Source organism: Paenisporosarcina sp. P5_A11 (genome assembly GCF_056400705.1).
Window position 1 is genome coordinate 1 of sequence record NZ_JBFUKT010000114.1, and the last position, 10,531, is coordinate 10,531.

Sequence of the window (10,531 nt, forward strand, 5' to 3'; positions counted from 1 at the left end):
CCCGCAAGTATGGACAAGACAACAGCTGTTGTTGGTAAGTATGTAGCAATCGAGTTCATGCCTGCTTGAACATCTTTTGGTTTCATCGCCAATATAACCAAATCGGCTGTTTTTAAGATTTCTTTTTTTTCACAAACAAGCTGTACTCCATATGTTTCGTTAAGAGAAGCCAATTTTTCTTGATCTGATTTGTTCATGACATAAACGTTTTCCGGGGCAACTGTTGCCTCTTTCATCCAGCCATGAATCATCGCTTGTGCCATAGAACCCGCTCCAACAAATACAATCGTTTTCATTGATACTCCTCCTTTTTCTATTCTAAAACGTAAAAAAATGCGCTCTCGTCCTAATAAAAGGACGAAAACGCATGTTTCCGCGGTACCACCTTGTTTTGCCCAGCTAGTGAGCACAACTTGTTCCTTCATATCGTGAAGGCACGGCCATGTTTACATGGCAGCTCCAAAGTAGGTTCATCATGTGAGTGGGAAGTGTGCCTTTCAGCCGGTGGGCACACTCTCTTCTTTCCTTCAACACAATTACTAGTCTTTATCAAAGCTTGAACTTTCTAAATTAGTGAAATTATAGACTTCCGGACCAAGAAATGTCAACTAAAAATAAATCCTTTTTTAGACTAGGGGGAACCATGATTTGGTTGCAACTAACCAATTTTCTTCTATTACAATACTCTAAATTACTTGGAAACGTGACGAGAACAGAGAAAACTTGTACAATGGAGTGAATAGTGATTCATTTTAAGGAGAATGCGAAATGATACATAAACTAATAATACCTACACCATTTGCTGTAGGTGACGTAAATGCCTATTTATTAAAAGGAGATTCCTTATCATTAATTGATGCAGGTCCTAAAACACCTGAAGCATACGAAGCATTAGAACGCGGAATAAAAGAAGCTGGTTATTCTTTTAGTGATATTGAACAAGTCTTTTTGACACATCATCACCCTGACCATGCAGGCTGGATTGATGCGTTTCCACAAGCCAAAGTACATGGGCATGTCTACAATGATTTATGGTTAACACGTGATCCTGCCTTTTTTGCCTACCATGATGAATTTTATTTAGAGCGATTAATAGAAGAAGGTGTTCCTGAAAAATATCACTCGTGGGTAGAGAAAATGAAACGTCCTGTGTCATACCTCGGCAATCGTCCGCTAGACGCTACGCTTGAAGAAGGTGACTTACTTCCGGGACATCCGGGTTGGAGTATCATAGAAACACTCGGTCATGCCCAAAGCCATATTTCATTTTGGCATGCTGAAAACAGAGAGATGATTGGTGGAGACCATATATTAGAGAAAATTTCCTCAAACCCATTAATTGAACCACCATTAGATCCGAGTGCTGGACGACCTCAGGCGATGCTTCAATACAACGAATCGCTTAGAAAAGTGTTAACAATGCCGGTTGAAAAAATTTATAGTGGTCATGGAAATGAAGTCTATAATGTTCATGAATTGGTTGTCCATCGTTTAGAAAGACAACGTGATCGAGCAATGAAAGTACATGCTATGATTGGACAACAACCACTGACCATTTTTGAAATTACTCAGAAACTATTTCCAAGTGTCTATGAAAAAGAACTCGGATTGACACTTTCAGAAACGATTGGGCAAGTGGATTACCTACTTGCGGAAGGTCTCGCAATTGAATCACGCGATCAAAATGGTGTATTTTCTTATGCACAAGCCTAAAAACGTCCTGGTAACGGGAGCTACAAGTGGTGTAGGATTACAAGTTGCTAAAGATCTTCATTCAATTGGTTACATCGTTTATGCAACTGGTCGATCGAAAGATGCTCTACAAAAACTCGAGTCGCTGGGCATTCATGCAATAGAAGCAGACTTACTTAAAGCAGATTCACTCGAAAAAGTTATTAATCAATGTCCTGCACTTGATATTGTTGTGTTTTCTGCAGGAGTTGGCACATTTGCATTAGCACACGATACAACCGATGAACAAATTGAACAGATGATGCGCGTTAATGTAACGGCACCCATGAAGTTAACGCGTAGGATTTTATCTAGTATGATAGAACGTAAAACAGGACATTTGATTTATATCGCGTCTCAGGCAGGGAAAATCGCAACGCCCAAAGCATCTGTTTATGCAGCTACTAAACATGCGCTTCTAGGCTATGCGAACGCCACACGAATGGAAGTACAACCGTACGGCATTTATGTAACGACGATTAATCCTGGCCCCATCGATTCTCCATTTCTAGATTTGGCTGATTCTACGGGAACATATAAAACATCATTGAAAAAATTTTTATTGTCCGTGGAGGAAGTTTCAAATGCGGTCGTGCGTGTTATTAATCGTCCAGTTCGTGAAGTGAATTTACCATGGTATATGGGTATTTCGAGTAAAGTGTACGGGATGGCGCCAGGAATCATAGAACGAGTAGGTCGAGATTTTTTCATGAAAAAATAGTATTTCAATGGAGTTGCCTATTAGGTAGCTCTCTTTTTGAATAGTTAAACTTTTTAAATGTATGATAATACACTTGATTACATTTTTATCCCATGTTATCATTCGTGTATATTAATTCATAATAAATGAATAAACATACATTCAGGAGGAATGAAATATGAATAAAAAAGTCGTTCTCGCATATTCAGGTGGTTTAGATACGTCAGTGGCAATTCCGTGGTTAAAAGAACAAGGATACGATGTTATCGCTGTTTGTTTAGATGTTGGTGAAGGTAAAGATTTAGAGTTTATAAAAAAGAAAGCGATCCAAGTGGGCGCTGTTGAAAGTTATATGATTGATGCAAAAGACGAATTTGCAAATGAATACGCATTGATTTCTCTTCAAGCTCATACTTGGTATGAAAATAAATATCCACTCGTTTCTGCACTATCCCGTCCGTTAATAGCAAAAAAACTAGTCGAAATTGCACATCAAACAGGTTCACAAGCTGTGGCACATGGTTGTACAGGAAAAGGCAATGACCAAGTCCGTTTTGAGGTTTCAATTAATTCACTTGATCCATCATTAGAAGTGATTGCACCTGTTCGTGCTTGGGGTTGGTCGCGTGAAGAAGAAATTGAGTACGCTAGAAAAAATAACATTCCAATTCCAGTAAATTTAGATAGTCCTTTCTCAATCGACCAAAATTTATGGGGCCGCGCAAATGAGTGTGGCATTCTTGAAGACCCTTGGGCTACACCTCCAGAAGATGCGTATGATATTACGGTAGCATTAGAAAATACGCCAGATACAGCAGATATTATTGAAATCACGTTTAATCAAGGTGTGCCAACTGAATTAAATGGAGTTCCATATTCGTTAGCTGAACTGATTTTAGAAGTGAATAAGGTTGCTGGAAAACATGGGGTGGGTCGTATCGATCACGTAGAAAACCGTTTAGTTGGTATTAAATCACGTGAAGTGTATGAAGTTCCAGGAGCTCATACATTACTGCTAGCACATAAAGAACTTGAAGACATCACGTTGGTAAAAGAGCTAGCTCATTTTAAACCCGTGATTGAGAAAAAATTAACGGAATTAATTTATGAAGGTTTGTGGTTCTCTCCATTAAAAGTTGCTCTTGAAGCATTCTTAAAAGAGACTCAAGTATACGTAAATGGTGTTGTTCGTGTGAAATTATTCAAAGGTCATGCAATCGTAGAAGGACGTAAATCTCCGAATTCCTTATATGATGAGAAACTTGCAACGTATTCTACTAATGACGAGTTTAACCATGCATCTGCAGTCGGCTTCATTGAGTTATGGGGTCTTCCAACAAAAGTACATGCTATGGTCAATAAAGGAGAAAAGAAGGTGTTAGTATGACCAAGCTATGGGGAGGTCGCTTTCAAAAGTCTGCTGAACAGTGGGTCGATGAATTTGGCGCATCCATTGGCTTTGATCAACAACTCGTGATGGAAGACTTGACGGGTAGTATCGCTCACGTAAGAATGCTGGGTGATTGCGAAATTTTACCACAAGATGATGTAACTGCTATTTTGAATGGTCTCGAGCAACTAAAAGAAAAAGCCGCAAACGATGAATTGGTTTTTGAAGTTGCAAACGAAGATATTCACTTGAATTTAGAAAAGCTGCTTATTGAATTGATTGGTCCAGTTGGAGGGAAGTTGCACACAGGTCGCAGTCGTAATGATCAAGTGGCGACAGATATGCATCTCTTTTTAAAACATCGTGTAGCTGAAATCGTAGACAGTATAAAAGCATTTCAGAATGCCATCCTTTATCAAGCTGAAAAACATGTCGAAACCATTGCACCTGGCTACACCCATTTACAACGCGCACAACCCATTTCATTTGCTCATCATTTAATGGCATATTTCTGGATGCTTGAGCGAGATCAGCAACGTTTGTCCGAGTCGCTTAAACGTATAGATATATCACCCCTAGGTGCCGGTGCACTCGCAGGTACGACATTCCCAATTGACCGCGATAAAGCAGCCAATTATCTCGGGTTTGAGCATGTGTACCAAAATAGCATGGATGCTGTGAGTGACCGTGATTTCATCGTGGAATTTTTAAGTAATGCATCACTTGTGATGATGCACTTATCTCGTTTCGCTGAAGAAATCATCCTGTGGTCGAGCCAAGAGTTTCAATTTATTGAACTCGACGATGCGTTCGCCACAGGCTCTAGCATCATGCCACAAAAGAAAAACCCTGATATGGCGGAATTGATTCGCGGCAAGACGGGTCGTGTGTACGGTAACTTATTTAGTTTGTTAACCACGCTAAAAGGTTTACCACTCACGTATAACAAAGATATGCAAGAAGACAAAGAAGGCATGTTCGACACTGTTCAAACATTGAATGGATCATTACAAATTTTCGAAGGTATGGTTCGCACGATGACAATCCATACGAAACGATTGAATGAAGCAGTACATCAAGACTTTTCAAATGCCACAGAACTCGCAGATTATTTAGCGACAAAAGGTATGCCATTCCGCGAAGCACATGAAGTGACAGGGAAGCTAGTTTTCCTTTGTATTCAGCGTAAGATTTACTTGTTAGACCTAACACTTGAAGACTTACAAGAAGCTAGTCACTTAATTGAAGACGATATTTTTGACGTATTGTCACCTGTGTCCGCAGTTAAGCGACGCAATTCCCTTGGTGGAACAGGGTTTGATCAAGTTCGTTTACAAATAGAGAAAGGTAAAACACTTTTATAACAATCAAGAAAATCCCACTTGCCGTTTAGGCAGGTGGGATTTTCTTGATGCATATTAACTCTGCTATTCATGGGGAAGGAGTTAAATCACTCAAATTACTTTGATGGAAAAAAGCTATATTCCTCAACATCGCGTATCCATACTCTTGCATTTCTTCCATTCGGATCAGCTATCCACAAATCACCTTTTACAGAACCAATATCACTTCTTATCCAGGTAGTGTCATTGAGGTCATTGAAAATGTCGACAATCTAAAAAAGCGAGAAGATGCATATAAATTATTAGATATTTTTTCTGAAACGACAGGTTTTCCTGCAAAGATGTGGGGACCAAGTATTATTGGATTCGGATCATATGATTATAAATACGAATCTGGCCACGGAAGGGGATGCCACTCTAGTTGGTTTTTCACCTCGGAAAGCAAAGATCAGTTTGTATTTTGCAACAGGTAATGCTAAGCGTGATGAATTTTTAAAAGGCTTTGGAAAACATACGTCAGGAAAAGCTTGTGTTTACATCAATAAAGTAGCGGATATTGACGTAGATGTCTTGAAAGCACTAATCAACCAATCTGTAACTTTTTTACAAGACACGTTTCCGAATCGGTAAAGAGCTGCTTAGTCAGCTCTTTTTTTAATTGAATAGATGTAAAAAGAGCATTATTTAGAGGCTCTAATTAAATTACATGGGATAAAAAAGTGAATTAATTAACCTTTTCTTTCTCAAGTAAATTTATAATTTTATCAAGCTTAACTTCGATTTCTTTGTTGTGACTTTTCCGCGCATATGAATTGAGTAACAGTCTTCGTATAAACAATATGAATGATATTAGTCCTATTGTGAGAAGAGTTAAAATGATAATCTTATAAAAAATGTCACCAGTATTCATCCTTCAACCTCTGAAATTGAATTTGGTTAATTATACCACATTTATAAACTTGAATTCACAGAACAATAAAATGAATTTTCGGAATTTGTTTGTAACTTAATTTTATTTAGACCGTCTTCTAAATAAATGGGGGGACTTTACATGAGAAAATGCTTTTTACTTTTTTTAACTGGACTTAGTCTGATGGGGTGTTCAAGTGATGGACTGTCGGGAAAAAAACCACCTGAAACCACGATAGAGATTGGTAATAAAACGTTTGAAACAACACTCGGAACTTATTGTTGGGGAAATACCTGTGTTGATACCGCTGGACCCATTGACCTTTTAGAAGGAAAAGAACCTATCAAGGTAAAACAGGGTGAAATAATATCTTTAGTAATGGACTATAATCCAAAACCAAATGAATTCTATTTAGGACAAATCAGTGAGAATAAGGAAACTGAAGTTGTGATGAAAGATAATCAATTTTCCGCTCCTACACAAAAAGGAGTATATTATTATTCATACGGTGTCTGGTGGATGGACGATAAAGCTAAGAACGTTTCTAATGGCGATTCCTTCTATGCCTTTGCTATAGAAGTAAATTAGTGTTTCAGTAATCATAAATTTTTATTTAATAGCAGCAAAGAAAAGGTGAGGACTGTGTTTAGTTTTTTATTGGATATAATTGCAGGGGTGTTAGGCGGTACTAGCATTGACAATAGTTTGGATACGAGAAAAATTGACCGGAATATTGTTCGGTTAAAAGAACTGGATTGGTTTAAAACAATATATGATGAGGAAAGATATCATCGTTTGTTTTTTATAAATAGAAACATTCGAGGGTATTTGCAAAGCACAAGACGGGTTAATAAAATTATTCGCAGCGAACAAGCCCAAATTAAATTTATGCGTTTTCTCGATAAACAAATACAATCGTAATTTATTAGAAAGAGCGTTAAAGGTACATCTAAGCTGTCTATGTGACATACTACTCCTTTGATGATTGTTAGTTGTTACGAACAATTTGAAATCGTGAAGTTGCGTGTACAAAGATCTGCGGATATCAATGCAAAAGCTGACGATGGAAATTCTGCCATCTCTTTTGCAAAGGAATATGGAAATGAGGAAGTCGCTGTTTTTCTAAGTAAGCAAGGTGCAGAATAGTTTTATTATAAACCTCATTCTTCATCAAAAAAGGATTTCGTTGTAAGAAAGGAGCATATCAAATGCAATTAACAATTCAAGCTTCAGGTGACAACGTTAAAGCCATATCATATTTATTGTCAAAGAACCCAAGCAATCTTTATGAGAGAAATCACAAAGGACATCTCGTACGGCTATTTTATAGCAAGTTTACGGGGACAGAGCTGGAAGTGACGATCTTTGTAACTCCAGATCCAATTGAACTAGTAAAAAACAATTCAAATTCATATGACATTACGCATTACATAAACGATCGGGAGTTTGCAGTGAGCAGCATCTTTTGTTCATTTATCAGGTCTGCACTAGGTACTGCATTGAACGGTCAGCCGAGGGAAGAACATATAAAATGGGTAGATTATCCGTTTCCTTTCAACTTCGAGTTTGGGCCAGTAGTGTCTACATTATCAGATGAAGAATTAAAAAATCTATTCGAGCCGATTGGATATGAAGTAACGATTACCCGACCAGAAATTGAATACTCGTTTCAAGTAAAGGACAAGAGTTCTGCAAGATACATTTCAATAAAAGGCGTGAAGACACTGCAAGAAGGGTTGAGACATCTCTTTGTATTGATTCCGGTTATCGATAACTACAAGCATTATTTCATTGATGAAAAAGAAATCGAAAAACTGGAGAGATATGGAGAAGGCTGGCTGGAACAGCATCCGTTGCGTGATCTGATTTATCGTAAAGCTCTCAGGTTTAAAGAAATTTACAGCTTAGTGGAAAACTCGGGTAGAGAAGAGAAAAAGGTAGAACCGGTGAAAAAGGTCCGATTAAATGAGTTGCGCTATGAAAGAATCGTTGATACCGTGAGCCGAATGAAACCCAAAACTGTCGTGGACTTCGGTTCGGGCGAAGGCAAGCTTTCCGTACAGCTTGGTTTCGTGGAAGGCGTAAAAGAAATCCTGGCTGTTGAACCGTCCGAGTCTGAATCACTCAAAGCATTAAATCGATTCAATAAAGTGAAGAATATAGATGAATTTGTAGTCCCGGAAATACTTTGGGGTTCTCTCTTTTACTATGATGAAAGATTGAAGGACAAGGATATCATCATTTTGTGTGAGGTGATCGAGCATATCGACGAATACCGTTTGCCGAAGGCGATGGATACTGTGCTGAATGATTATCAGCCGGGTGCCCTGATTATTACAACGCCAAACCGGGAATACAACGAGGTATACGATATGGAAGAACATCTCCGTCACAATGACCATCGGTTTGAATGGACAAGAGAGGAATTCAGTCGATGGTGCACAGAGCGAAATCACAGAAATGACTATGAACTTCTGTTTGATGGGATTGGCGAGGAGCATGAAACTCATGGCTTCCCTACACAAATGTGCGTGTTCAAAAGAAAGGAGGACTGATTATGCAGATTAGATTGCCCCATGCAGGAATTGTTTTGCTTATTGGTCCATCCAATAGCGGAAAATCTACGTTGTTAAAAAGGATGATTGAAAAAAATGAAATTCTTCTATCAGAGGTCATAAGTTCAGATGACTTTAGGGTTTTGGTAAGTGATATTGAATTCATTGAATGGCGTGACAGACCGAAGGATGAAGCAGACAATTTGATGGACGAATACCAGACCATCTCCAAGGAAGCTTTCTCAATGATGGATTCAGTTATTGATGCTAGGTGCCGCCTGAATAAACTGACCTTTGTGGATGCAACTCACCTTCATCCGGATGATCGAAAAAGATACATTGCCTTGGCCAGAAAAAACAATGTCCCTATTTTATCCATTGTTTTTGATATAGCCGAAGAAGAATTACTTGAACGGGATGAAAGAAGAGACAATCCGCGTGGGAAAAAACGTATTAAACAGCAATATCAGACATTCAAAAGGGAAAAGAACTACCTGAAAAAAGAAGGATACATATCCGTTTATACAATAAAGGGACCGGATAATCTGGAATTTATCAGACGTACAAACCCGATTGAAAAAGATATCCAGCATGGAATCGACATTATTGGAGATATTCATGGTTGCTTTGAGGAAATGATTCGCTTGCTTGAACAATTAGGCTATGAAAAGAATCAAGAAGGTCTCTATTTTCATCAGCATGGCCGGAAATTTGTTTCCATAGGTGACGTTATGAGCAGAGGGCCACAATCACTTAATACCATCCTCTTTTTCCATGAGCATGTTGAGCAAAACCTAGCTTATATGATTGACAGCAATCATGGTTGGAAAATTGCAAGGTGGCTGGATGGAAGAGACGTTACCCTGAACCATGGCGACGAAAAAGTGGAAGACGAATTAAAGGCGTACGAAATGGAATATGGAAGTGAAAAAACAGAAGAGATAAAAAAGGTACTTAAGGATTTTCTTCTTCGAGCTCCCTCCCATTATGTATTTACGAAGAATGGGATTCGGACTCTGATTTGTGCTCATGCCGGTATAAAAGATGAATTCATCGGGAAACAATCGGAGGCAATAAGTGACTTTTGCCGCTATGGTGATACGGATGGATTTGACGAAACAGGAAAGCCAGTGCGTAAAGATTGGTTTATCTCACATAAGAAAAGTTCCCTGATTGTTTGGGGGCATGATCCTAAGCCTACCCCTCTTCTAATCAATAACACGATTAACATCGATCAAGGAGTAGTATTTGGCGGTTCATTGACTGCTTTTCGTTATCCTGAAAGAGAATTCATCTCTGTAAAAGCGAAGCAAGACTACTCAGGAACTCCTGACAATCCCTTAAAAGAATGGGAGAAAAATCGCTTGAATCCGCCGAATATCGGTAAGTTCATCAATGGCTATTCAGTACTTACAGAAGAAATGGGAGAAGTTAAAATACATCAAGACATCGTAAAACCTGCAATTGACACAGTATCTCATTTCACGATACCAATTGAACAATTAATCTACATTCCACCAACGATGAGCCCAACCCCAAAACCATCATCTATAGAAGGGTTCCTGGAGCATCCAAAAGAAGCAATAGACTATTACAAGAGCCAAGGGATTCAAACCATGGTTGCGGAAAAGAAACATATGGGAAGTCGTGCAATTCTGTTCTTGTTCAAAGATATGGAATCCGCCAAAAAGCATACAGGCATAGAGTCACTAGGAGTCATTTATACAAGAACAGGCAGACGATTTTTCGATGTCGCTACTGAAGAACAAATAGTTGGCCGGATCAATCGGGATTTGCATGAAAATGGCTATTTTGAAACGTATGATACAGATTATTTATTACTTGATGCTGAAATCATGCCTTGGAACTTGAAAGCAAAAGAGCTGATTAGCAGCCAATACG

11 protein-coding genes, 1 pseudogene and 1 other annotated feature are annotated in these 10,531 nt (G+C 38.6%); of the genes and pseudogenes, 10 read left to right on the top strand and 2 right to left on the bottom strand.

Annotated features, from left to right (window positions below; all coding sequences use genetic code 11):
• A partial coding sequence (locus tag AC1DOS_RS13925) for an NAD(P)-binding domain-containing protein (protein WP_477537981.1) occupies positions 1–296 on the bottom strand: 296 nt, incomplete at its 3' end.
• 54 nt (positions 297–350) lie between these two features.
• Positions 351–562: a binding site (T-box leader), on the bottom strand.
• Between the two features lie 206 nt (positions 563–768).
• On the opposite strand from AC1DOS_RS13925, the gene AC1DOS_RS13930 reads away from it, so the two are divergent.
• The 5 genes and pseudogenes from AC1DOS_RS13930 to AC1DOS_RS13950 all read left to right on the top strand — a co-directional run bounded on the left by AC1DOS_RS13930 (position 769) and on the right by AC1DOS_RS13950 (position 5,794).
• Entirely contained in the window at positions 769–1,713 is a 945-nt protein-coding gene (locus AC1DOS_RS13930) for an MBL fold metallo-hydrolase (RefSeq protein ID WP_477537982.1), read from the top strand.
• Entirely contained in the window at positions 1,700–2,452 is a 753-nt protein-coding gene (locus AC1DOS_RS13935) for an SDR family NAD(P)-dependent oxidoreductase (protein WP_477537983.1), read from the top strand. The genes AC1DOS_RS13930 and AC1DOS_RS13935 overlap by 14 nt, the downstream gene beginning before the upstream one ends.
• 157 nt (positions 2,453–2,609) lie before the next feature.
• Positions 2,610–3,818 carry an argininosuccinate synthase gene (locus tag AC1DOS_RS13940; protein ID WP_477537984.1) on the top strand — a complete coding sequence of 403 codons (1,209 nt, stop codon included), beginning with the start codon at positions 2,610–2,612 and terminating at the stop codon, positions 3,816–3,818.
• Positions 3,815–5,185 (top strand): argininosuccinate lyase, encoded by a 1,371-nt coding sequence (gene argH, locus AC1DOS_RS13945; protein WP_477537985.1) that lies wholly within the window; start codon positions 3,815–3,817, stop codon positions 5,183–5,185. Before AC1DOS_RS13940 ends, argH begins: the two co-directional genes overlap by 4 nt.
• Before the next feature lie 200 nt (positions 5,186–5,385).
• A pseudogene (locus tag AC1DOS_RS13950) lies at positions 5,386–5,794 on the top strand (DUF1801 domain-containing protein).
• A gap of 94 nt (positions 5,795–5,888) precedes the next feature.
• Here AC1DOS_RS13950 and AC1DOS_RS13955 read toward each other — a convergent pair.
• Positions 5,889–6,074, bottom strand: coding sequence for a DUF4083 domain-containing protein (locus AC1DOS_RS13955; RefSeq protein ID WP_477537986.1), 186 nt, complete (start codon positions 6,072–6,074; stop codon positions 5,889–5,891).
• A gap of 141 nt (positions 6,075–6,215) precedes the next feature.
• On the opposite strand from AC1DOS_RS13955, the gene AC1DOS_RS13960 reads away from it, so the two are divergent.
• The 5 genes from AC1DOS_RS13960 to AC1DOS_RS13980 form a co-directional block, all read left to right on the top strand.
• Positions 6,216–6,662: a hypothetical protein gene (locus AC1DOS_RS13960; protein ID WP_477537987.1), complete on the top strand. Its 447-nt coding sequence runs from the start codon at positions 6,216–6,218 to the stop codon at positions 6,660–6,662.
• A gap of 54 nt (positions 6,663–6,716) precedes the next feature.
• Positions 6,717–6,995, top strand: a complete 279-nt coding sequence (locus AC1DOS_RS13965; RefSeq protein ID WP_477537988.1) for a hypothetical protein — start codon at positions 6,717–6,719, stop codon at positions 6,993–6,995.
• A 60-nt stretch (positions 6,996–7,055) separates the two neighbouring features.
• Complete coding sequence (locus AC1DOS_RS13970) at positions 7,056–7,220, top strand: hypothetical protein (protein ID WP_477537991.1); 165 nt, start codon at positions 7,056–7,058, stop codon at positions 7,218–7,220.
• Positions 7,221–7,282: 62 nt separating this feature from the next.
• Positions 7,283–8,629: a 3' terminal RNA ribose 2'-O-methyltransferase Hen1 gene (locus AC1DOS_RS13975; RefSeq protein ID WP_477537989.1), complete on the top strand. Its 1,347-nt coding sequence runs from the start codon at positions 7,283–7,285 to the stop codon at positions 8,627–8,629.
• 2 nt (positions 8,630–8,631) lie between these two features.
• The coding region (locus tag AC1DOS_RS13980) for an AAA family ATPase (RefSeq protein ID WP_477537990.1) at positions 8,632–10,531 on the top strand (1,900 nt) is incomplete at its 3' end.